This window comes from Pedobacter chinensis (assembly GCF_003339865.1).
Lineage (GTDB): Bacteria > Bacteroidota > Bacteroidia > Sphingobacteriales > Sphingobacteriaceae > Pedobacter > Pedobacter chinensis.
Map to the genome: position 1 here is coordinate 41,338 of NZ_QPKV01000002.1, position 24,387 is coordinate 65,724.

At 36.1% G+C, this 24,387-nt stretch carries 22 protein-coding genes and 1 riboswitch; of the genes, 10 read left to right on the forward strand and 12 right to left on the reverse strand.

The window, feature by feature from the left end; all coding sequences use genetic code 11:
- Positions 1-27: 27 nt before the first annotated feature.
- A complete protein-coding gene (locus DU508_RS01375; protein ID WP_115401064.1) occupies positions 28-1,359 on the reverse strand; it encodes an O-acetylhomoserine aminocarboxypropyltransferase/cysteine synthase family protein in 1,332 nt (443 codons plus the stop codon).
- 287 nt (positions 1,360-1,646) lie between these two features.
- A riboswitch (SAM riboswitch) is annotated at positions 1,647-1,757 on the reverse strand.
- Between the two features lie 269 nt (positions 1,758-2,026).
- On the reverse strand, positions 2,027-3,142 hold the full coding sequence (locus DU508_RS01380; RefSeq protein ID WP_115401065.1) for a trans-sulfuration enzyme family protein: 1,116 nt from the start codon (positions 3,140-3,142) through the stop codon (positions 2,027-2,029).
- Positions 3,143-3,264: 122 nt separating this feature from the next.
- Between DU508_RS01380 and DU508_RS01385 the strand changes: the two genes are divergently transcribed.
- The 5 genes from DU508_RS01385 (at position 3,265) to DU508_RS01410 (ending at position 8,158) form a co-directional block, all read left to right on the forward strand.
- Positions 3,265-3,759: a lipocalin family protein gene (locus DU508_RS01385; RefSeq protein WP_233509373.1), complete on the forward strand. Its 495-nt coding sequence runs from the start codon at positions 3,265-3,267 to the stop codon at positions 3,757-3,759.
- 831 nt (positions 3,760-4,590) lie between these two features.
- On the forward strand, positions 4,591-5,784 hold the full coding sequence (gene mqnE / locus DU508_RS01395; protein WP_115401778.1) for an aminofutalosine synthase MqnE: 1,194 nt from the start codon (positions 4,591-4,593) through the stop codon (positions 5,782-5,784).
- Positions 5,785-5,849: 65 nt separating this feature from the next.
- Positions 5,850-6,476 (forward strand): histidine phosphatase family protein, encoded by a 627-nt coding sequence (locus DU508_RS01400; RefSeq protein WP_115401068.1) that lies wholly within the window; start codon positions 5,850-5,852, stop codon positions 6,474-6,476.
- A gap of 122 nt (positions 6,477-6,598) precedes the next feature.
- Entirely contained in the window at positions 6,599-7,324 is a 726-nt protein-coding gene (locus DU508_RS01405) for a menaquinone biosynthetic enzyme MqnA/MqnD family protein (protein ID WP_115401069.1), read from the forward strand.
- A gap of 57 nt (positions 7,325-7,381) precedes the next feature.
- On the forward strand, positions 7,382-8,158 hold the full coding sequence (locus DU508_RS01410) for a Fic family protein (protein WP_115401070.1): 777 nt from the start codon (positions 7,382-7,384) through the stop codon (positions 8,156-8,158).
- Positions 8,159-8,773: 615 nt separating this feature from the next.
- Here DU508_RS01410 and DU508_RS01415 read toward each other — a convergent pair.
- Positions 8,774-9,088, reverse strand: a complete 315-nt coding sequence (locus tag DU508_RS01415; RefSeq protein ID WP_115401071.1) for an HPF/RaiA family ribosome-associated protein — start codon at positions 9,086-9,088, stop codon at positions 8,774-8,776.
- A 483-nt stretch (positions 9,089-9,571) separates the two neighbouring features.
- Between DU508_RS01415 and mutS the strand changes: the two genes are divergently transcribed.
- A complete protein-coding gene (gene mutS, locus DU508_RS01420) occupies positions 9,572-12,184 on the forward strand; it encodes a DNA mismatch repair protein MutS (protein ID WP_115401072.1) in 2,613 nt (870 codons plus the stop codon).
- 54 nt (positions 12,185-12,238) lie between these two features.
- Positions 12,239-12,745 (forward strand): C40 family peptidase, encoded by a 507-nt coding sequence (locus DU508_RS01425; RefSeq protein ID WP_115401073.1) that lies wholly within the window; start codon positions 12,239-12,241, stop codon positions 12,743-12,745.
- A 232-nt stretch (positions 12,746-12,977) separates the two neighbouring features.
- Here DU508_RS01425 and DU508_RS23745 read toward each other — a convergent pair whose 3' ends face one another.
- Positions 12,978-13,139, reverse strand: coding sequence for a hypothetical protein (locus tag DU508_RS23745; protein ID WP_158542112.1), 162 nt, complete (start codon positions 13,137-13,139; stop codon positions 12,978-12,980).
- 336 nt (positions 13,140-13,475) lie between these two features.
- Between DU508_RS23745 and DU508_RS01430 the strand changes: the two genes are divergently transcribed.
- Positions 13,476-14,771: a DEAD/DEAH box helicase gene (locus tag DU508_RS01430; RefSeq protein WP_115401074.1), complete on the forward strand. Its 1,296-nt coding sequence runs from the start codon at positions 13,476-13,478 to the stop codon at positions 14,769-14,771.
- Positions 14,772-15,013: 242 nt separating this feature from the next.
- Here the strand turns inward: DU508_RS01430 and DU508_RS01435 are convergent, their stop codons facing one another.
- The 4 genes from DU508_RS01435 to DU508_RS01450 form a co-directional block, all read right to left on the reverse strand.
- On the reverse strand, positions 15,014-16,351 hold the full coding sequence (locus DU508_RS01435; protein WP_115401075.1) for an OmpA family protein: 1,338 nt from the start codon (positions 16,349-16,351) through the stop codon (positions 15,014-15,016).
- A gap of 224 nt (positions 16,352-16,575) precedes the next feature.
- Positions 16,576-17,241: a YdeI/OmpD-associated family protein gene (locus tag DU508_RS01440; protein WP_115401076.1), complete on the reverse strand. Its 666-nt coding sequence runs from the start codon at positions 17,239-17,241 to the stop codon at positions 16,576-16,578.
- 10 nt (positions 17,242-17,251) lie between these two features.
- A complete protein-coding gene (locus DU508_RS01445; RefSeq protein WP_115401779.1) occupies positions 17,252-17,782 on the reverse strand; it encodes an RNA methyltransferase in 531 nt (176 codons plus the stop codon).
- A gap of 74 nt (positions 17,783-17,856) precedes the next feature.
- Entirely contained in the window at positions 17,857-19,008 is a 1,152-nt protein-coding gene (locus DU508_RS01450; protein ID WP_115401077.1) for a galactokinase, read from the reverse strand.
- A 76-nt stretch (positions 19,009-19,084) separates the two neighbouring features.
- Here DU508_RS01450 and DU508_RS01455 point away from each other — a divergent pair, with 76 nt between their 5' ends.
- Together DU508_RS01455 and DU508_RS01460 are read left to right on the forward strand one after the other, a co-directional pair.
- Entirely contained in the window at positions 19,085-20,134 is a 1,050-nt protein-coding gene (locus DU508_RS01455; protein WP_115401078.1) for an aldose epimerase family protein, read from the forward strand.
- Between the two features lie 3 nt (positions 20,135-20,137).
- Positions 20,138-20,533: a DUF1398 domain-containing protein gene (locus DU508_RS01460; protein WP_115401079.1), complete on the forward strand. Its 396-nt coding sequence runs from the start codon at positions 20,138-20,140 to the stop codon at positions 20,531-20,533.
- Between the two features lie 407 nt (positions 20,534-20,940).
- On the opposite strand, the gene DU508_RS01465 is transcribed toward DU508_RS01460, so the two are convergent.
- Genes DU508_RS01465 through ribD form a run of 4 tightly spaced genes read right to left on the reverse strand, consistent with a single transcriptional unit; the run spans position 20,941 to position 24,381 of the window.
- Complete coding sequence (locus tag DU508_RS01465) at positions 20,941-21,807, reverse strand: nucleoside phosphorylase (RefSeq protein WP_115401080.1); 867 nt, start codon at positions 21,805-21,807, stop codon at positions 20,941-20,943.
- A gap of 50 nt (positions 21,808-21,857) precedes the next feature.
- Positions 21,858-22,472: an IMPACT family protein gene (locus DU508_RS01470; RefSeq protein WP_115401081.1), complete on the reverse strand. Its 615-nt coding sequence runs from the start codon at positions 22,470-22,472 to the stop codon at positions 21,858-21,860.
- Positions 22,459-23,328, reverse strand: a complete 870-nt coding sequence (locus DU508_RS01475; RefSeq protein WP_115401082.1) for a DMT family transporter — start codon at positions 23,326-23,328, stop codon at positions 22,459-22,461. Before DU508_RS01475 ends, DU508_RS01470 begins: the two co-directional genes overlap by 14 nt.
- Positions 23,329-24,381: a bifunctional diaminohydroxyphosphoribosylaminopyrimidine deaminase/5-amino-6-(5-phosphoribosylamino)uracil reductase RibD gene (gene ribD, locus DU508_RS01480; protein ID WP_115401083.1), complete on the reverse strand. Its 1,053-nt coding sequence runs from the start codon at positions 24,379-24,381 to the stop codon at positions 23,329-23,331.
- Positions 24,382-24,387 lie beyond the last annotated feature (6 nt).

Genomic DNA, 24,387 nt, shown 5'->3' on the forward strand with positions numbered 1-24,387 from the left:
ACTGAGGGGTAAAAACCCTTTTAGGATTTATGCTTGTAAACTTTCGGTGTTAACTTTTAGACCAATGGCAGCAAAGGCTTGCTCAAAATCTGCTTTAATATCATCAATATGCTCAATACCAACTGACACTCTTAAAGCATTCGGTTTTACACCAGCGGCTAATTGTTCTGTATCGTTTAATTGCTGATGAGTAGTTGCCGAAGGTTGGATAATCAGCGTTTTCGCATCGCCAACATTTGCCAGGTGAGAAACCAATTTCAAATTGTCAATTACCTGAGTTGCATTTTCTTTGGTTCCGTTTAGTTCAAATGATAACACACCTCCGAAACCGTTGCTTAAATATTTTTTAGCCAGGCTATTGTATTTACTGCTTGCTAAACCAGGATATTGTACTTCTTTAACCAATGGATGATTTTCTAACCAGGTTGCCAGTTCCAGCGCATTATCTACATGGCGCTGCACACGAAGTGATAAAGTTTCTAAACCTTGTAATAACAAAAATGAATTGAAAGGAGACAGGGCCGGGCCTAAATCTCTTAAACCTTCTACCCGGGCACGAATGATAAACTGAATATTTCCGAATGGACCACCAATTCCAAAAATATCGTTAAAGATCAATCCATGATAACCTTCTGATGGTTCAGTGAACTGGGGAAACTTACCATTGCCCCAGTCATAATTACCACCATCAACAATTATTCCTCCAATGCTTGTTCCATGGCCGCCAATCCACTTTGTTGCAGATTCTACAACGATGTTTGCTCCATGTTCCAATGGCTTAAATAAATATCCACCAGCACCAAAAGTATTATCTACAATGAATGGGATATCGTATTTCTTTGCAATAGCTGCAATTTTCTCAAAATCAGGAATGCTGAAAGCAGGATTTCCAATAGTTTCTAAGTAAATAGCTTTGGTTTTATCTGTGATTTTTTGTTCAAATTCTTCAGGAACATCAGGATTTGCAAAATCAACCTGAATACCTAAACGTTTAAAAGCAACTTTAAATTGATTATATGTTCCGCCATAAATATGCGATGAAGAAATGATGCTATCGCCAGCTTCTAAAATATTATGCAAGGCAATAAACTGTGCCGCCTGGCCAGATGCAACCGCTAAAGCTGCCACACCACCTTCTAAAGCAGCAATTCTTTTTTCAAAAACATCAGTAGTTGGATTCATCAGGCGGGTGTAAATGTTTCCAAATTCTTTTAATGCAAATAGATTTGCGCCATGCTCGGCATTTTTAAATCCGTAGGATGTAGTTTGATAAATCGGAACTGCTCTTGAGCCTGTGGTAGGGTCTATTTCTTGTCCGGCATGTAGTTGCAGGGTTTCAAATTTATATGAGCTTGACATAAAATTAAGATTGAATAAGTAATTGTTAAATGCTTGCTTCGGAGTTAGGCAAAATCCTGAAATCTGATCATCCTAAAATCCTGGTAGGGTGTACCCTCGGCAATAAGGGCCTTCCAATTTGAAAAGAAACAAAAGAGGAAGATTTTTTAAATTACTGTATGCAACAGCACATACAGGTAATTCCCCGCATATCATTACAAATAAACGAAATAGAAGAAATTTCTACCTGCTTTAGGTTTAGACTGGGCTCGCTCTGCGATTGAAGATTTAATGCTTTCATCAGTTCTAATTTATATCTCCAAATAACACCATGTTATCTGGTCAGGAATTGGCACCTTCTCTTTCTGAGGGTTGCCAGTGGGTCATAGAGCCAGTCTCTCGCCACTTCTTTATAAATCAATCTGATCAAGATTGACTTTTATTTAGCTGTTTACCAAATAATATTTCAAATGTCTGAATTATATTTCAAACAACAAAATTAAATTTTGATTTTTTATTAACTTGTTGTAAAACAATCTGAAATGTTTGAAGTAATTGCGGTTTTTTGGCATGTTCGATAATTACTTTGGCAGGAAGAATTCGCAACGATTCTTCCTGCAATAGAATGACAACACATGCAAAAAGATGTTTAACAACTAAATTCCTTTCGCTCTTTGTGTTTTATATTTTATGCTAAAGCCTGTTCCAAATCAGCGATGATATCATCTACGTGTTCCAGGCCAATGGAAATTCTTATTAAATTCTTTGGCGTTTTACTATCAGGCCCTTCAACTGAATAACGATGTTCGATTAAGCTTTCTACACCGCCTAAGCTTGTAGCTTGTGCAAATAACTGAACTTTGTTAACGACCTTGTTAGTCGCCTCAACATCGCCTTTAACTAAAAATGACATCATTCCACCGAAATCTTTCATTTGCTTTCTGGCAATTTTGTGCTGTGGATGCGATTCTAAACCAGGGTAAAAAACCGCTTCAACTTTTGGATGGTTGACTAAATATTGTGCAACTTTTTTCCCGTTTTCGCAATGGCCTTTCATACGGTAAGACAAAGTTTTTATACTTCTACAAAGCAAGAAGCAATCAAAAGGAGACGGAACAGCGCCTCCCGTTTGCTGAATATTTTTGATTTTCTCCCAAAGTTCATCCTTTTTAGCAGTAACTAAAATTCCGCCCAAAACATCGCTATGTCCGCCAAGGTATTTAGTGCTGCTGTGCATTACGATATCCGCACCCAAAAGAATCGGATTCTGTAAAATAGGAGAGGCGAAAGTGCTATCGCAGGCTAAAGTGATGCGATGTGCTTTTGTGATTTTTGCGATCTCTTCTATATCAGTAATTTTTAATAATGGGTTTGATGGTGTTTCAATCCAGATTAACTTAGTATTTGATTTTATCGCAGATTGTATTTGATTCAAATCTGTTTGATCAACAAAATCGAATTCCAAAATCTCATTGAAAATGGTTAATAACTGCTTTTTTATTCCCCAATACATATCATCAGGAGCTATTATATGACTTCCGGGTTTCAGGGCCTGAAATAAACTCATTCCGCAATTGTTACCTGAAGAAAAAGCCGCTGCATCTTCGCCATGTTCTAGTTTGGCCACAGTGTTTTCTAAAGCAGACCTATTTGGATTGCTTACCCGACTATACATATGTCCGCCAGGATACTCTCCATGTTCATCGCGAAAAAAAGTTGTAGATAAATTTATGGGTGGGGTAACATCTCCGGTAACATTTTTAACAAGATTAGAAGCATGAATAGCAAGGGTTTCGGGTTTCATGGTGTTTTAATTTATGAGGATTTAATCGCAATGCAATTTAATAATTTGGCGCTAATTTAAGGTTCGTAATTGTTTTGGCAAGATTTATGTAATTAGTTTCCCGAAATTTAAATTAAACTAAAATGAAAAGATTATTTATAGCTATCGCAATAGCATGTTCTACTTTAGTAATGTTACAAAGTTGTTCTTCAACAAAAAATGCTACAACAGGTATTAATGGCGGTAGAGGTACAATTACTGGTACATGGATCCTAAACAATGTGGCTTTAGAGGGTTTGCCTGATCAGGCTGTTCAAGGTTTATTCGGAGAAAAATCTTACAAATGCTTTCAGGGCAGTACCTGGAAATTAACCAATAGTGGTAATGGTTCATATACTTTACCAGCATCAAGTACTTGCGGTTCTGTAATGCAAACCATTTTCTGGTCTGCAACGCCATCAGAGGAAACTTTCCAGTTCAAAAAAATATTTGAAGGAGATAAAGCTAAAAACGTAACTGATGGTTATCGTTTGGTTCTTACACAACTTTCAAAAGAAAGCATGGTTATGAAATCGCCAATAGAATTCGGTGGAAAAACAGCTAACATCATATTAACATTCTCTCCGGCAACAAACTAAATTTGCCTATTTTAAAATAAATAACCTGTGAAAAACATATAGTGAGAGCACTTCTGAAAAGAGGTGCTTTTTTGGTTATAGTTAATCCAGGTAGCCGCAAATTCGCAGATTAATTTTTGTAGCGGATACGGATTGCCAAGGAATTAGGTAATGATTTTCCGTGATTTCTGTGTTTCCGTGGCAAACAACATTAAATCTATATCAATCAATCCAGGTAGCCGCAGATTCGCAGATTAATTTTACAGCGGACACGGATTGCCAAGGAATTAGGTAATGATTTTCCGTGAATTCTGTGTTTCCGTGGCAAACAACATTAAAGTATCCGTATCTATCCAGGTAGCCGCAGATTCGCAGATTAATTTTTTGCAATGAAACACAGATTGCCAAGGAATTAGGTAATGATTTTCCGTGAATTCTGTGTTTCCGTAGCAAACAACATTAAATCTATACGTATTTATCCGGGTAGCCGCAGATTGGCAGATTAATTTTGCAGCGGATACGGATTGACAAGGAATTAGGGTAATGATTTTCCGTAAATTCTGTGTTTCCGTGGCAAACAACATTAAATCTATATCAATTAATCCAGGCAGCCGCAGATTCGCAGATTAATTTTTGCAGCGGATACGGATTGCCAAGGAATTAGGGCAATGATTTTCTGTGAATTCTGTGTTTCCGTGGAAAACAACATTAAAATCTATATCGACCTGTTATCACCTACTTCATTATAATAAATACCAAAATCTGCGAATCTGCGGCAAACCAATCGTTTGTTACAAGAAAATGATTTACAAATCGACCCAATATTGTATTTTTGTTCAAAATAAATCAGGAATGAATACAACTGCGCAGGTTGAAAAAATATTAGCTGATACTTCATTATCAACTGAACTACAAAACATAGCACAAAAAGTCCTTAATAAAGAACGTATTACTTTTGATGAGGGCGTTTACCTTTACGAACATGCAGAATTAGGTTATCTGGGTGTTTTGGCTAACTTTATCAGAGAAGAAAAGCATGGCGATAAAACTTATTTTAATCGCAATTTCCATCTGGAGCCTACAAATCTTTGTGTTTACGATTGCAAATTTTGTTCTTATTCTCGTTTAATTAAACAAAAAGAAGAAGGATGGGCTTTAACAATGGAGCAAATGCTCGATATTGTTAAAAAATATGACGATGAGCCAGTAACTGAAGTTCACATTGTGGGCGGTGTTTTACCTCAATATGATGTTGCTTTTTATTCTGCTTTATTTACAGCTATTAAAGAACATCGACCTGACTTGCATGTTAAGGCCCTAACACCGGTTGAATACCATTACATTTTTAAGAAAGCTAAAATTGATTACGCTACAGGAATGAAATTGATGAAAGATGCAGGTTTACAATCCATGCCTGGAGGTGGTGCTGAAATCTTTCATCCAGAAATTCGTGAGCAAATTGCCAAAGATAAATGTACTGGCGAACAATGGTTGGCTATACATGAAGAATGGCATAAATTAGGAATGAGAAGTAACGCAACAATGCTTTACGGACATATCGAAAAATTCTGGCACCGGGTTGATCACATGGAGAAACTTCGCGAGTTGCAGGATAGAACAGGTGGCTTCCAAACATTTATTCCCTTGAAGTTCAGAAATCAGCATAATCAAATGAGCAATGTACCAGAATCTTCAGTTATTGAAGATTTAAGGAATTATGCAATCGCTCGTATTTACCTGGATAATTTCGACCATATTAAAGCATATTGGGCAATGATCAGCCGTGAAACTGCGCAGTTATCTTTAAATTATGGCGTTGATGATATAGATGGTACGCTAGATGATACCACTAAAATTTACTCCATGGCTGGTGCTGAAGAACAAAATCCGGCGATGAGCACACGGGAATTGGTTAACCTGATCAAACAAGTAGGTAGAAAAGCAATAGAACGCGATACTTTATATAATGTAGTGACCGACTTTGAAAATGTAGTTTTTGAAGAGGAAAAGAAACCACAATATTATAAATTGCCCGTAGTTAATTAATTCTGAATGAATATTGTCATGATACAAAATTCAATCATTCTCTAATCAAAATTCAAATCGTTTAAATGAAGAATATTTATATTATCCGCCACGGCGAAACGGAACTTAACAGACAAGGCATAGTACAAGGTAGAGGTATAAATTCTGATTTAAATGATACAGGCAGAGCACAAGCTGAGGCTTTTTATCAGAAATATAAAAACATTCCTTTCGATAAAATCTACACTTCTGACTTAAAACGTACCTGGCAAACGGTTCAAAAATTTATTGATGCTGGCTTGCCCTGGGAGAAACTTTCGGGTTTGGATGAATTGGCATGGGGCGTTTGGGAAGGACAACCAAATACAGAAGATTCCAGAGATGCCTTCCGCGAGATGTTGCAAACCTGGCAGGATGGAGATTATACTGCTCATTTTGAGGGTGGGGAAAGTGTTCAGGATGTTTATGAACGCTTAAAACAACCAATGGAAGTTTTAATGACCAGACCTGAAGAAAAAACCGTTCTACTTTGTATGCATGGTAGGGCAATGCGTGTTTTTCTTTGTTTGTTGCTTGGGAAACCATTAAGTGAAATGACCGAATTTCCTCACCAAAACACTGTTTTATATAAAATAGGTTTTGAGGATGGAAAATTTTCTGTACTTGATTTTAATAGTGCCATTCATTTAGATGGTTTGGTAATTAAGCAATAACCAACTCGTTATTAGAATCTGACCAATGATAAACATTACAACACCATTGCCTCGGTTCGTTGACAGATGCTGAAGCAAATTCAGCATGATAAACATGATAGTAAAAAACATTACAACACACCTTGAATAAAATAAAAATATCGGCTGTTGCTTATACCAACACCAAAGCTTTTATATACGGATTAGAACATTCGGATATTATTAATAAAATAGATTTAAGTTTAGATATTCCATCAGATTGCGCTGCTAAAGTAATCAGTGGTCAGGTAGATATTGGTTTAATGCCTGTTGCTGCAATTCCTTTGGTTTCTAATGCAAATATTGTGGCCGATTATTGCATTGGTAGTGATGGTGCGGTAAATTCGGTTTTCATTTTTAGTGATGTTCCGGTTGAAAAAATTAAAACTTTAAGATTGGATGGACACTCAAGAACTTCAAACAATCTTGCTAAAGTATTGTTGAAATTTTACTGGAAGCAGGAAGTAGAATTTACAACAGATCCAATTGTGAAAACGGATGCTATTGTATTAATTGGCGACAGAACTTTCGGTAAAAAAAATAATTTTGCTTTCGCTTACGATATGGGCGAAGAATGGAAAAAATTTACCGGATTACCTTTTATGTACGCGGCCTGGGTAGCCAATAAAGAAATTGATCAGGCCTTTAAAGATGAATTTAATGCTGCTTTAAAATTTGGGCTTGAGCATAGAAAGGAAGTTTTAAAAGAACTGCCTAAAACTGAAAACTTTGATTTAGAAGATTACTTATATCACAAACTTCAGTTTGACGTTACAGAAGATCGAAAAAAAGCCTTGAATATGTTTTTGGGATATATTGAGGAGTTGTAAGTAGAATAGCTTTTTACCAATTCTAATCTTAAATTAGCATAAAATCTATATGCAATAATGCTTAATGAACTGAAGATTATACCTGTCGAATTACTTGAAAATTATTGTTTACAAGTCGATAATGATTTGCAATTAAAATTCGAAAATCTACAGGATGCAGAAATTTCAACAAGTGAGTTTAGTTTTTATACATCTGTTTCTTCCGTTTATTCAAGTAAAATTGAGGGAGAAGACATTGAACTAGATTCTTATATTAAGCATAAAAGATTTGGAATAGAGTTCTTACCAGATTATACCAAGAAAATAGATGATTTATACTTTGCTTACGATTTTGCAAAAGCAAATTTGCTGAATGCCGATAACCTTGCTAATGCCTATGAGTTTTTAAGCAAACACATTGTAGCTAAAAACTATCAAGGTAAACTTAGAAGCAGCAACATGTATGTTTCTACACCTGATGGACGTATTGAATATTTTGCAATTTCTCCTTTCAAACTTCAGAAGGAAATGGAAAAGCTATATTATGATTTAACTATTTTGTTGTCTGCAAAACTGAATATTAATGAGGTTTTCTTTTTTGCCTCTATGATTCATTTGGTTTTTGTGAAAATACATCCTTTTAATGATGGAAATGGCAGAACGGGGAGATTGCTTGAAAAATGGTTTCTGGCTCAAAAGCTAGGAGAAAATGCCTGGTTCATAGAATCTGAAAAGATGTATTACGAAAATCATCAAAAGTATTATGAGAACTTAAGAATTTTAGGCTTAGAGTATGAGGAACTCGATTATAAAAAAGCAATGCCATTTCTATTAATGCTACCTAATAGTTTATAGCTTTTTGGGGATAGCTCAAATCAAATTACCTCTTTTACGCTAATTGTTACCATTCTGTGGCATAATTTTTCATAAAAAATAATATAAATCATGTATTCTGCGAACTACAACTGAAGATCTAAGGTAACCTTTGTTAAGATTCACGTCATTGTGAGCTGAAGAAAAGGTATGTGTGTTGGAGTGAAGCAATCTTTCAAATACTCTTCATTACCTAAAACAAAGCTTTAAGGTTTTCGCCTGCGCGGAAATGACGCCAGTGTACTATGTTCCTTGCGTAAAACAAATCCCCGTTACGCATTCTCAAGCCCAAGAAATTGATGGAAAGAAAAAACGTTAAGCTTTTGCAGAAAATTAATGTTATGCTGCTTAAAGCGATGCATTTTCGCGATTTTCATCGTTAAGAGTCATCAGTTATTTTCCCGCAGATGCCGCTGATTACGCAGATAAAAATATAAAAATAAAATATGCATAATTCTCTTAAATCTGCGGGATATTTCTTTAAAAACTCGAATTAAATCGAAAATTCAAGTCAGTGCTAATCGGTAAGGGATTTACTTCGTAGCTGCTTCGCGGTCTTCGCCGCGCTCAAAAATGACAATGAACGTTATTGATCGTCTAATAACTCTTCATTTTTCCCGCCACAGTTTCCAGTGTACTTTTTAATTTCGTCAAAGCACCAGTAATAGCCAAATCATAATTATTCCCTACGTTAGTAACCGCTATGGGTTCCTTTCCTGAAATTCTGGCCTCTAATAAACAACGTTTGTCTTCCAAACCATCTTTGCTGCCATTTTCGTCAGATAAATGAACTTCCAATCTTGTTATCAAATCGCTGAATCGGCTTAAGGCCTCTGTAATTTGAGTTTGTATTTTGTCTTCGTATTCCTGGTGTATCGTTAAATTCTTGTCGGTATTCAGTTGAATCGTCATAGTAAAAATATTAGTTATATAAGACTAACAGCCAGAATCAAGAAACGTTTTGAAATAGTGAAATAAACCGTTCGTTTGGACACCTTAACAGACTTTCATCCTAAACCTGATAGGAGCGGGCACGGAGTGTAACGAAGTAAAGCGGATAGCAGGGCGGTATAATCCTAAAAGTACAGAACCTTTCATTTTCAAATTATGGGTTAACTGTTTAATTGTATAAAGTGATTAATTGTTTGATCCTCACTTGACATTCATTTTCAAATTAAGGTTAACTGTTTAATTGTATAAAGTGGTTAATCGTTTGAATCCTCGCCTGACATTCATTTTCAAATTAAGGTTAACTGTTTAATTGTATAAAGTGGTTAATTGTTTGATCCTCACTTAACCAATTAAACAAACTAACAATCTTTCAACTTTTCAACAAAACAGCCATAGAATGCGTAATCATGCTATCTTTATAGCTTTTGCAAATTAACTTAAATTTTGGCTAAAGATACGAATAAAGAAACCCCGTTAATGCAGCAATACAACGCGATCAAAGCGAAGTACCCGGGTGCACTTTTACTTTTTAGGGTTGGAGATTTTTACGAAACCTTTGGCGAAGATGCCATTAAAACCGCACAAATTTTAGGCATCGTTTTAACCAGGCGCGGTACTGGTCCGAACGGTGGCGCTTTGGAACTGGCTGGTTTTCCTCATCACTCTTTGGATAACTATTTATCCAAATTGGTTCGGGCAGGGCAGCGTGTAGCCATTTGTGATCAGCTCGAAGACCCAAAAACCACTAAAACCATCGTTAAACGTGGTGTAACTGAACTCGTTACTCCAGGTGTAGCTTATGGCGACAATATTGTAAATCAAAAATCGAACAATTACCTGGCATCGGTTTTCTTTGATAAAACACAAATAGGCATCTCGTTTTTGGATATTTCTACAGGCGAATTTTTGATTGCCCAGGGAAACAGCGATTATATAGATAAGCTTTTGCAGGGTTTTAAACCCACAGAAGTGATTTTTCAGAAATCCAAGCGACAGACTTTTATAGAACAATTTGGAGATCGGTTTTACACTTTTGGTTTAGATGAATGGCCTTACACATCAGATTATGCTGAAGAAACTTTAACGAAACATTTCGATGTAACATCTTTAAAAGGTTTCGGAATTGAGCGGTTGCAAAGCGGAATCATCGCTGCTGGCGTTGTTTTGCATTATTTAGGTGAAACAGAACACCGTAATTTGCAGCACATTACTTCCATTAGCAGAATTGAAGAAGACCGGTACATGTGGTTAGATCGGTTCACAATTCGCAATTTGGAACTGGTAAATTCTGCCAATGATAATGCTGTCACGTTATTCGATATTTTAGATCATACCTGCACACCAATGGGCGCCAGGTTACTGCAAAAGTGGATTATTATGCCACTCAAAGAGCTGAAACCCATTGAAGAACGCCTGGGTATGGTTGATTTCTTTGTGAAAAATGAAGAATTGCAACAAGAATTTTTAACTCATATTAAACAAATTGGCGATTTAGAAAGGCTAATTTCTAAAGTTGGTTTACAACGCGTTGGCCCCAGAGAATTGGTGGCATTGAAAAGAGCATTAACGCATATCGAGGCCGTTAAAAACCTGGCAGCAAATTCTAAAAATCAGTTCCTGATTAAAATTGCCGATCAATTAAATCCTTGTTTAGCCATTCGTGAGAGAATTGAAAGAGAACTTCAACCAGAGCCACCAGCTTTGTTGGTTAAAGGAAACGTGATTGCCGATGGTATTGATGAAGAACTTGACCGCTTACGTAAAATTGCTTTTGGTGGCAAGGATTATCTGGTTCAGATTCAGAAACGTGAGGCTGAAGCAACTGGAATACCCTCCTTAAAAATTGCCTTTAATAATGTGTTTGGCTATTATCTGGAGGTTACCCACACCCATAAAGATAAAGTTCCGGAAGGTTGGATTCGTAAACAAACTTTAGTGAATGCAGAACGGTACATCACACCTGAGCTTAAAGAATACGAAGACCAGATTTTAGGAGCTGAAGAAAAAATACAAGCTATTGAAGTTCGTTTGTATAACGAATTGATGTATGAAACTGCAAGTTATATTAAACCGATTCAGCTTGATTCATTTTTGATTGCACAACTGGATTGTTTATTGTGTTTCGCCCAATTAGCTGAAAAAAATCACTACACTAAACCTACAGTTAATAAAGATAAGATACTGGATATTAAAGGTGGTCGTCATCCGGTTATTGAAAAGCAATTGCCAGTTGGGCAAGAATACATTACAAATGATGTTTTCCTGGATACCGACAGCCAGCAAATCATTATGATTACCGGGCCAAACATGGCCGGTAAATCGGCCATTTTAAGGCAAACAGCGCTAATCGTTTTAATGGCACAGATGGGAAGTTTTGTCCCTGCGAAAGCTGCAGATGTAGGCTTGGTGGATAAAATTTTTACTCGTGTTGGTGCATCTGATAACATCTCGTCAGGCGAAAGTACATTTATGGTAGAAATGAACGAAACGGCTAGTATTTTAAATAATATTTCTGATAATAGTTTGATTTTGCTGGATGAAATAGGTCGTGGAACAAGTACTTACGATGGTATTTCTATTGCCTGGGCTATCGCAGAGTTTTTACATCAACACCCAACGTCTCGTCCGAAAACCTTGTTTGCAACACATTATCATGAGTTGAATGAGCTGGCCAACACGATGCCCCGTATCAAAAACTTCAATGTTTCTGTTAAGGAAATGACTAATAAAGTTATTTTTTTAAGGAAACTCGTTCCTGGTGGAAGCGAACACAGTTTTGGTATTCACGTAGCTAAAATGGCTGGAATGCCACCTAAATTAATCGGCAGAGCGAATGAAATTTTGAAAAAACTGGAAATTGACAGAACCGAAGGGCAAAGTATTAAAGACAGTATTAAAAAAGTGCAGAATCAGGCTTATCAGTTACAAATGTTTGCTATTGATGATCCCGTTTTAGTTAAGATTCGGGATACATTGAATAACCTGGATGTAAATGCATTAACGCCAGTTGAAGCTTTACTCAAATTGGATGAAATACAGCGATTGATAAAGAATTAAAATAGGTTTAAGGCCTAAGGTTTTAAATCCTATGCCTTGACCTCATGTTTTGCTATGGAAAGAACCCTAAACCTTAAATTTTACACCCTTTGCCTAATAGCAATTTTGCTATTCCTATCTTCTTGTGGAAGTCGAAAATATACTGTTAGAAGTGATACCAAAGCGGCAAAAGCCGCAGATGCAATGGCGAATTTAAAAAGCAAACAGCTTTATAAATTTATTACAGATTGGGTTGGCGTAAAGTATCGTTTTGGTGGTTTGGATAAAAATGGGATAGATTGCTCAGGTTTTGCTTTTTTATTACAGAAAGAAATTTATGGGGTTACACTTCCAAGAATTTCCCGCGATCAGGCAAATGTGGTTAAACGTAAAAGTATTGATCATTTAAAGGAGGGCGATCTCGTTTTCTTTTCTTTCGGCGGAAATGACATTGATCATGTCGGAGTTTACCTTAATAATGGTTTTTTTGTACATGCAAGTACAAACAGAGGTGTGATTGTAGATGATTTGAACCTGCCCGCATACCAAAACGTATTAGTAAAATCGGGTTCAGTAAATTAAATTCCGGTTTTTTAAAAAAGCCGGATAGTATAAAAAACTTAAGGCTACCCATCGCGGATAGCCTTTTGCTAACAACAAAACAAATATAAGATAACCAAATCTTTCCTGATCTGAGCAGAAATCAGGATTTAAGTGCCATGAGAATACACTTAGCGGCCTAGTAGTGGATTCGAACCACTGTGCAAAAGTTTATGAAACTTCAACCTTCCAATCGGTCAACTGGCCGTATATGTTAAACAGGTTTTAATGTTAAAAAATCTTTCAGTTCCATGATCTGTTCCTGATTTAAACTATCTTCATTCTTTGAATCTTTCTGATCAACAACCTCAATTTTTACAGGATAACTTAGGTTTGGATATTCATCAATAGTGGGGTACTGAAAATAGATTGACATGATTTCTACATTTAATTGTTTAACATAATTCTTAGTTATTGATTAATGTTCAGCAAATATATAAATAAGTATATAAAATCTATAGAATTAGTAGTATTTATTTTAGTTTTACTCATAACTTATTTTAAATCAGTATTTTAATTTTTAAATTTTATATATAAAAGCTATTGTTCAAAAAAAATGAACAAAAAAAAACTATTTTTCATTTTCCATAAAGCATATAACGAGTGAAACGGCTAAAGATTAACAAACATTCATTTAAGGCGTTTAAATTGAATTTCTTAAAAGCTAATTATTTTGAGGATATTTGCATTTTCAAACATTAAAATAGTAAACGTGTCATTAGATAAATTAAAACTAAGCAAACCACTTGTTACAGCCATGACTGATGCAGGATTTTTAACAGCAAAAGAAATCCAGGCGAAAACCATGTCGCGTATTTTAGGTGGGCAAGATGTTATAGCGGTAGGGCCGGAAGGGGCTGGGAAAACAACAACTTATGTTTTAGCTACTTTAATGAAGTTAAAGTATGCTTTTGAAGAAGCTCCGCGAGCGCTGATTCTTGTTCCGGATGCAGAACATGTTGATCACGTTTTGGAGCAATTTAAATTATTGAACCGTAACAGTACTTTCAGAATTTTAGGAATTGATAGCCGTGGTGTTGTTGAAACGCAGATGAATGAAATTACCGACGGCTGTGATATTATTGTTGCCGTACCGGACAGAGCGCGGGCTTTATACTTGAAACTGGCATTGAACACTAATAAAATTCAACTGTTCATCGTAGATAATGCTGAATTAATTGTTAAAAAAGGATTACAATTACCTGTGGTAGAACTGGCAAATAGTGCATATAAATCACAACATTTGGTGTTTACTGAGGTTTTGCATGAAAAATTAAATCACATGATTTCTCCTTTCATGAAAGATTCGGCCGCAACAATAGAGGTAGATGAAATCAGTGAACAGCAAGCTGAAGTTTATCAGCAAATGCTATATCAGGTTCCAAATTTTAGAACTAAGCTAAATTTATTAACTCTATTACTGGATGATAAGGAGGTTTTTGATAAGGTATTGGTTTTTGTGAACACTCGCTTAACCGCTCAAACGGTTTATAAAAATTTCAATAATAAAACCGAAAGTGAGGTTAGCATTTACCGTCCGTTATTTTTCGATGATTTTGGATTTGACAACATCGATGACTTCAAAGAAGACCCTGAAGCCCGTGTTTTAATAGTTGCTAATGAAAATTTAGGCGATTTAGATATTCATGGGATTCCATTCATACTTCATTTAGAATTGCCGGAACAAAAAGAAATTTTAATACAACGCATTATTAAACATGGGGATGATGATGTAGTTTCGATAACTTTCTCTACTGATATCGAACTGATAGAAGTGAAAAAGATTGAACAGGCAATAGGGCAAAGAATGGAAATAATGGAATTGCCCGAAGATTTAAAAATTGTTGATGTGGCTCCTAAACCAAAGAAAAAGAAGGTTGAGGATGATGAAGATACTGAACGTGGTGCAGCTTTCCATGAAAAGAAAGCTAGCAACTTAAAAAATTATAATTATAGTGCTGGCACGAAAGCCAAAATGACCTATAAAAAGAAAAAGGGATTGAGTTAACATTTGGTATGACGCCGTATTAAGATTCCCGCCCAATGTCATGAGTTAAAGAAAAAATAATTGTCATTCTGAACGCAGTGAAGACCGCGAAGCAGCTACGAAGTAAATCCCCGACCTATAGACATTGTACCCGTTTACTGCTGAATTGTTTTTGTATGTGTTCCTAAAATAAACTCAGAGCAGTGAGCAAAATAAAAGCCCCGATGAAAATCGGGGCTTTGTAATCTTTATAATACTATTGATTAGTATAATGTAAATTCTACACGACGGTTTTCCTGGCGACCAGCTGCAGTGCTATTTGTTGCAATTGGTTGGTCAGGTCCGTAACCTGTAGCTTCAATTCTTGATGCGTTTGCACCTTGAGAAACTAAATAAGCTTTAACTGATTCTGCTCTGTCTTTAGATAAACGTAAATTTAATTCTCTGCCGCCAGTGTTATCTGTATGTCCGGCTAATTTCAAACTAAAGTTTTTCTCAACTAACAAACCAGCTACTCTATCTAAAGTTGAATAAGATTTAGGTCTGATGGTTGATTTACCCAAATCGAACTCCAGGTTAGAAATCGCATCTTTAACTACTTTACGGTCAGCTTCAGTGATTACTCTTGTTTCTTTAACAATTTCACGTTGAACTTTAATTGGGCAACCTGAACCATCTACAACAGTACCAGATGGAGTACCTGGACATTTATCAAACTTATTAGCTACACCATCACCATCATCATCTCCCATATCTTTGGCATATTGTTCTCTATCTCTTGCTGCATTTTGTTCCGCAGTAGATAATGCTCTTCTTAACTCTGAACTTTCTTCAGCTGTTTGTTTGTTCAGATTAGCCAATGAACTGTAGTTTTGTAATTGAGGTTTTGATTTATCTCCGAGGGCGAACTCTAAACCAGCATGTCCGTAAGAGAATCTATCGTAGCCACCAATGTTATAACCATCAAACTTGTCTGATTTAACAAAGTTTACATCATAACCTAAATCCACGTTAATTCCTTTGGCAACAGCAATTTTGAAACCTGCACCAACCGGAATAAACCAACCTTCTCTGTAATGACCCTGATCTGTTAAAGCCGCAGGAGTACCTGTTGTAGTTGCTCCAGATGACATATAACCCGCACCACCTTTTAAGTAAGGAATTAAAACACCATCGGTTTTATTGATGCTGATGTTAGCTACATTCCATACCGCAGATAAAGCACCAGACCATTGGATGTTTGTTTTAAACTCAGATCCATTTGCATAAGTGTAATTTCCATTAGCATCTATACCTGAAATGCCTCTTAAACCTTCAACTTTACCAGCCAAGAAATCTGCCTGGATACCCAATGCCGGGAAAATCTGTTTTTTGATGTAACCGCCATAACCGATATTTTCTTTAGCGGTTTGAAAATCGCGATCTTTTCCATTAAAGATGGTATTTGGACTTAAAACTCCTCCATGTACACCTACAGACCAGGTACGGAACTGGGTAGGAGAAAAACGACCAACCGATGTTGGTGTTTCTTGTGCAATTAATTGTGATGATAAACCTAATAATGCAATCAACATTGTTGATTTTGTAATTCTCGAATTCATGTTTTTCAATTTTTGTAAATGATAGTCTCTTAACAGCAATACTTTGATACTGTTTTGCTACACCCCATGAAAAAACCTTGCCAAAAGAAGTAATTTACCTTCAATTAGCAATGAATCAGAAGATTAAGTGTATAAATTTATTTCACAAAAAAGTTACTTAATACCTATAAATTTTGTGAAATCTGTATACTATTTTGTACAGAAATTAGATTTTCATTAAATTATCAGCTTTTATCAGATGGATTTTTCTTCCCATTTAATAACATTTCAAGCATTTTTTCAATTCTGGATAGCCTGGTTTTTTCCTGTTTCGCTGATAAAATCCAAAGCACATACTCTTTTCGATGACTATACGCTAAGCTGTTGTAATAATCCAGAGCTGATGGATGTTGGATTAAAAGCGATTTCAAATCCTCAGGAATTTTCACTGTTTTTGTTTGAGGATTAATATAATCGCCATATTCATTGGTTTTAATATGGTCATTTCGCATCCCGGAAGGCTTTATTGAGCTCTCCGGCTTTAAACGTAAACCTGTCCAGGTTTCATTTACAGCTGCAGATGCACAGGGTGCCAGGCCATAATCAGCTAATTCCTGCCAGGTTTTCATTAAATCTAAATCAGATTTGATTTTTGATGACTTTTTTGGATAGAAAACCCAAAAAACAGTTTTAGCATGAATACTTTTTAAATTGCTTTCTATTTGATGGTTGAGTTGCTTTTTATCAGTTGTAAAAGTGATCAATACATCGAAGTTTGATGCTTCGCCATATTGAAAAGATACGTTGGCAGGAATTTCTCCAAATATAGCAGCAGCACTTTCTGGTGCATCAACCACTTTAACCCGATGGTTTGGTTTTATTTGAAGTTTTTTGAGAAGCAAATTTTCCATTACCAATAATTTAAAGCTTCAATTTAGCGAAGAAATCCCAAAAAACAATACCTGCAGAAATTACAATGTTAAAAGAGTGTTTGGTTCCAAATTGAGGAATCTCAATACATTCATCAATCTTAGCCATCACTTCATCGCTAACTCCATCTACTTCATTTCCAAATATTAATGCATATTTTTTAGTAGGATCTGGCTGGAAGGTGTTTAACATTTTACTATTCACTGCTTGTTCGATAGCTACAATTTCATAACCTGAATGCCGCAAAGCATCAATTGCCTGAAGGGTATCGGTATAATGAATCCAATCAACTGATTGGGTAGCACCTAAAGCTGTTTTCTCAATTTCACGATGGGGTGGCTGTGCGGTAATTCCACACAAAATTACTTTTTCTAAAGCAAATCCATCGGCAGTGCGGAAAACCGAACCAACATTATGCATGCTGCGAACATTATCTAAAACCACTACAACAGGTAATTTTTCCTGTGCTTTAAACGCTTCAATATCGGGACGATTCAGTTCGTCTAATTTTAATTTTCTCATTTGTTTGTCTGCAAATTTGCAGATTTTAAACATATAAAAATAATCGGCGGCGATATAATGGCCGCTTAATATTTTTAGAGTTTGATTGGTCCATTGCTGATTTCACTGATATAAATTGCTGCCGGATAACCAATTTTTCCAGTATAATAATCTGTTAAATGTTTTGCAAAATTTTCTTCAAAGCCTTTTTCCAGTAAAGCAATGGCACAACCGCCAAAGCCGGCACCTGTCATACGAGCGCCTATTACATGCTCGTATTCTGAACAAAAATCCACCACTGCATCCAATTCTTTGCCACTTACTTCGTAAAGTTCTCTCAGTGATTTGTGTGAAGCGTACATCAAACGGCCGAATTCTTCTAAATTCCCATTATTTAAAGCTTTAGCAGCTAGATGTACCCGATCATTTTCTTTAACTACATGGGTTGCCCGATTAAGAATTGTTTCATCTGTGATTAGGTGGCTGTGTAATGCAAATTTTTCCGCATTTAATTCGCAAAGGTTATGCAGTGTAATCTCTGTATTTAACAGGTTTAAGGCCTTTTGGCATTCTTCAACACGTTTATTGTATTGAGAATCGGCAAGTTCACGTGGTTTATTGGTGTTAATAATGGCTAAAACATACTTACCTAAATCAACATTCACCGTTTTATATTTCAGTGTTTCACAATCCAGAACAATTGCTTTACCTTTTTCACCAAAAGCAACGGCAAATTGATCCATAATGCCAGAGTTTAAGCCAATGAAATCATTTTCAACCTGTTTAGCTATTTTAACAAGTTCAAGTCGATCATAACCTAAATTCAAATGATCATTTAATGCAAAAGCAGTTGCTATTTCAATTGATGCAGAAGAGGAAAGCCCCGATCCAATGGGAATATTACCATAAAAAAGAAAATCAAATCCGCCGATTTCTTTACCACCCCTAATAAATTCATTGATTATGCCAATTGGATAATTGGTCCATAAGCCATTATCTTTTGGATGTATCTTATTGCTGTCGACCTCAGTTTGAACATCAAAGTTCAGGCTTTTAAATCTGAATTTTTGATCGTTGTTAGCCGCAATTGCAACCCAGGTTCCCAATGTGATGGCGCACGGCATAACCAAACCACCATTATAATCTATATGTTCGCCAATGAGATTAACACGACCAGGTGTAAAATAAATTGCATCAGGATTTCTGTGGTATTGTTCGGCAAATTTTTCCTCAAGTTTAATCTTCATTTGGCTAAAAATATTTATAAAAAGCAACTAATAATGCTATGTTTGTTTAGGAAACAAAAATCCTAAGTTACAATTTATGAGCGTTCAGCAAACATCAACCGGAAAATTTATTGATGGCGAAGAAGTTATCGCAATCGAATTAACCAATAACAAAGGCACTTACGTTAAAATTTTTAATTACGGTGCAATCATTAACAAATTCATTGTTGAAAATGCCAGAGGAGAAATGCAGGATATTGTACTTGGCTTTGATACTTTTGAACAATATCTCGATCCTGGGTATTTGAAAGACTACCCGTATTTAGGAGCAGTTATCGGCCGTTATGCCAACAGGATTAAAAATGGTCGCTTTATCCTAGATGGGGAAACTTATCAATTGGCTCAAAATGCCAGTACTGATACATTACATGGGGGAACTGTTGGTTTTGATAGAAAAGTTTGGGATATAGTGGAAATCAACGAAGGAGAACAGCCATCGGTTACTTTAGAATATGAAAGTGAAGATGGAGAAGAAAATTTTCCTGGAAACCTGGTGGTTGCTTTAACTTTTGAACTCACTGAAAACGATGAACTGATATTGAGTTATGAAGCTGAAACCGATAAAGCCACCGCAATTAACTTAACCCATCATGGTTATTTTAACTTATCTCCAAACGGAGGAAACATAGGCAAACATAAACAGCAGATTTTTGCTTCCAATTATTTGGAGCAGGATGACAACTATTCGGTTACAGGTAAATTAATTCCCGTTGCCGGTACACCGCTTGATTTTACTGAACTGAAAGAAATTGGAAAGGATTGGGACCCAGATGAAGGCTATGATCAAACCTTTGTTTTGGATAAGATTTATGGCGATTTATCACTGGCAACTAAAACAATAGAGGAGGATAGTGGTTTAACTTTAAGTGTTTATACAACGGAACCTGTTGCACATTTATACACTTCCAAATATTTGGATGTAAAAAACGGAAAGGGTGGAAAAGACTATGTAGGTTACGATGCCTTTTGTGTTGAAACACAGCATCATCCCAACGGTATAAATATCCCTGAATTTCCGAGCACTGTATTGCAACCAGATGATTTGTACACGCAAACAACCATTTATAAAATATCGTTAAACAAATAAATTATGTTTACCATCGAAAATATTCAGGCAGCGGAATCAAAAATTAAAACTGGCGCTGATTTTCCTCAGTTTATTAAAGAAATTAAAGAAATGGGGGTGATTAGAAATGATGTTTATGTTTCTAACGGTTTATCCATTTATTTTGATGATGAAGATAATGCCCAGCAAGCCAGTCCTGCAGAATATCCAGCGGTAATCATTAACGAAGAATCTTCATCAGAGAAGTTGAAACACGCTTTAAAAATTCATCAGCAGGGTGAAACAGATTACTTTACTTTTTGCAAACAAGCTGCAGATGCCGGAGTGGAAAAATGGGTTGTCGATTTAGAAGAAATGACTTGTACTTATTTAGATCCCGAAGGAAATGAACTGGTAAAAGAGACGATTCCCAGCGTTTAAGCTGTTAATTTAATAGCGATTGTCAAAAAAGACAGCCTGTTATTCTATGAATAACCTACCGTGTGCAGCAAACACTGCGTTCAGAAGGACAGGTAGATTCGAATTTTGTCATTCTGAGTGCAACGAAGACCGCGAAGCAGCTACGAAGTAAATCTATAGCCTACAGGTGTTGCACTTTGTTTACTGCTGACTTTGTTTTTTAAGAGGCGCAATGCTGTATTAAAGTTTGTGTTCATCGCCTGGAGATTCTTCATGCCTCAGAATGACAGCTGTTGTCTTAACTGACATTGGGTGGGAACCGCAAGTGCTCATCGAAGATAATCTTAAAGCTTTCGTTCCATTGAAAAACGCTTTAAAATACCCAATCATCTAAAAATCAAGACTTGATAAAAATTTAGACAAGACTTTTAAGCACTAATCCGTTCCAAAACCAGCTTTATAGCCTGTTCTACAATTTTATTAGGTTCATTGCTAAATTCAAAATTCACTCTGCTCGCCAGTATTGCATTGATAGAAAGCGCTTTATGGTCCAATACTTTTGCCAATGCATAAATACCGGCAGTTTCCATTTCTAAATTGGTAATACGATGTTGCCCGCTGTTAAAGCTATTTATAAGACCAATAAAATCGGGAACAGCATTCTTTGCACGAACAATTCTGCCTTGTGGTGCATAAAAACCTGGCGCTGTTATGGTAATCCCTGTCGGCAAATTTTTTCCTATGGTATTTAATAACATTTCGTCTGCCGCAGTTAAGTATGGATTAATGTGTTTAAGATGCCCGAAGTGAGCTTTTATATCATCCATTAAACTTCTTTCATCTCCAGATAGTTCATGAATATAATAATTCATCAAAGCATCCATGCCCAAACCATAACCCGATGCTAAAATAGTTCCCATCGGTATATCTGGTTGAACAGCTCCTGAAGTACCTATGCGAATAATATTTAATGAAGTAAGATCTTTTTTTATTTCGCGGGTTTCAAAATCTATGTTAACCAGGGCGTCCAATTCATTGAAAACGATATCTATATTATCAGTACCAATGCCTGTAGAAAGCACCGTTACACGTTTTTTACCTACATAACCCGTATGCGTGATAAACTCTCTTTTGCCTTTTTTAAGCTCAATACGATCAAAATATTTGCTTACCCCGCTCACACGATCAGGATCACCAACTGTGATTATGGTATCGGCAACATCTTCTGGCAAAATGTTTAAATGATATATACTTCCATCGGGATTGATGATGAGGTCGCTTTCTGATATCTTCATGTTTTTAATATTATCTTATTTGGTTAGATGGTCTTACAAAAATGCGTTGCCTATGTTGTTTGCAAGTATTTAAGCTTAATGCCTTCAATTTTATCAAACTTACTTAAAACCTGGTTCAATTGCGCTTTTCTAATTTCAAATTTTAATACACATTTGATATCAAATTGTTGATTCAAGATCAGTAAACTTTCCTCTTTTATCAATTTCATCACATCATTCATTTGCAGATATTCAAAATGAACTTCATACAAATCATTTACAGTTTTTGTAATAATGGATGATGTAGCAATTGCTTCTAAACTGGCATTTTTATAAGCATTGATTAAGCCTGGAACACCTAGTAAAGTTCCGCCAAAATAGCGAACAACCACAATTAATACATTGGTAATATCGGCAGATAAAAGACAATTAAGGATAGGCCTTCCTGCTGTTCCTGAAGGTTCACCATCATCATTAATCCTGAAAACAGAACGGTCTGGCGTTAAACGATAAGCATAGCAAAAATGTCTGGCTTTAGCATGTTCTGCCCTTAAGTTAGCAATAATTGGCTTTACCTCTTCCTCTTTACGAATGGGGTAGGCATAAGCGATAAATTTACTTCCTTTATCCCGAAATATACCTTCTGAGGTATTTTCTATGGTTTGATAAGAATCATCGAACAACATTTTGCGACAGGGTAATAAAAATAACAGCAGCAAGTGCTAAAATAATCCCGGCGTAATTTAACCTGGTTAGTTTTTCTTTAAATGCAATAATGCCGATCAAACTTCCAACTATGATTACGCCTAAATTCATAGCCGCGAAAACAGTTGATGGGTTTTCTGCCAGTGCTTTGTGCGCTTTCATGTAAAATAAAATATTCCCGAAATTAAATATTCCCAAAATCAATCCACAAGCAAGGTTTACCAGTTGAATTTTAGTTTTGCCCGTAATAACCATAAAAGCCACAATAACCAATGAAACCAGAAATGCCAAACAAAAAACAGTAAAGAGGGAAGTGGTATAAGGCAATGTTTTATATAAAGCTATTTGTTTGAAAAGTACATCTATCACGCCAAAACCTATAAAAACCATTACCGGATAAATCCAATTTCCTTTTTCATTTTTTAATTGATTTGATTTGCGGAGAAAAGTTAAGAATATAGCTGGAAAACCAATTAGTAAACCGATAATTTTTAGGGAATTGAAGTTTTCGTTAAAAATAAAATATGCAGCTAAAATTGGAATAAATAACGATAAGCGCTGTGCAATATCTGTTTTAACGATACCCAGATTTTTTATTGATGCTGCCAGAAACAAAAATATTGATGGCAACAAGACAGCCAAGGCGATGTAAATAGGCCAGGGTGCACCGGCATTCAGGGCTTTTACCTCTGGTTTGAAAAATAAAAAGCAGAGTGTTAATGCGGCTAAATAGTTTATGGTAACGGCTTGAATAATACTGATTTGATAACGTTTGCCCAATTTTAATAAAACCGCAACTGTAACACTACAACAAATGCTTAGTAAAATGTATATCATTTAACGACATGGATTTATATAAATGGATAGTTTGTCATGACCGATCTGGATTTGCTCCTGTAGCTTCCCATTGATTACAGGCGATGGAATACCTTCATCCCAACTCCCGGAAGAACTGAAAATACGGGCTTCATCCCAAAGATTGGTATCTAAAAATTGCCTTAAAATGTTAGCGCCGCCTTCAATTATTACAGACTGTACATCCATTAAATAGAGCTGAAATGCTATTTTCTGAGCCAAATAGAAGTGCATATCTTCCATTTGGATATAATGAATGTTATCTGTCACATCGGTTTTAATCTCATTAAAAATGATGGTTTTGGCTTCATTGTTATAGATATGGTTGCTTGCGGGGATTTGAAGATTCTTGTCTATTACCAATCTAACCGGATTTTTTCCCGGCCAATCTCTTGCAGTCAACTGCGGATTATCCATTATTGCAGTTTGTTTGCCTATTAGAATGGCATCCTCTTCTGTTCGCCATTGGTGTGCCAGTCTTTTTGCTAATGCTCCGCTAATCCATTTTTGATGCCCGTCTTTAGTCGCAAAATAGCCATTAGCTGTTTCAGCCCACTTAAGAATGATATAAGGGCGTTGCTGTTGTATTCTGGTAAAAAACCTGCGATTGAAATACTTGCATTCATCATCAAGAACACCGCTGATTACCTCAATCCCTGCATTTTTTAGTTTTTCAATTCCTTTACCATCTACACCAGAAAACGGATCACGGTTGCCAATCACAACTTTCCTTAGCTGATGTTTTACAAATAAATCTGCACAGGGAGGGGTTTTACCAAAATGAGCACAAGGCTCCAGATTAACAAAAGCTGTGGCTTGTTTTAAAAGATTTGGTGCTTCATCACCATATTGATCAAATACCGCTTTTACTGCATTCGGCTCCGCATGAGCTTTGCCATATTCCTGATGATAGCCCTCGCCAATAATTTTTCCATTAAGAACAATAACGCATCCAACCATTGGGTTGGGGCTTACGTTACCTATAGCCAGCGACGCCAACTCCAAACAGCGTTTTATATAAAATTCATCGCTCATTAGCGC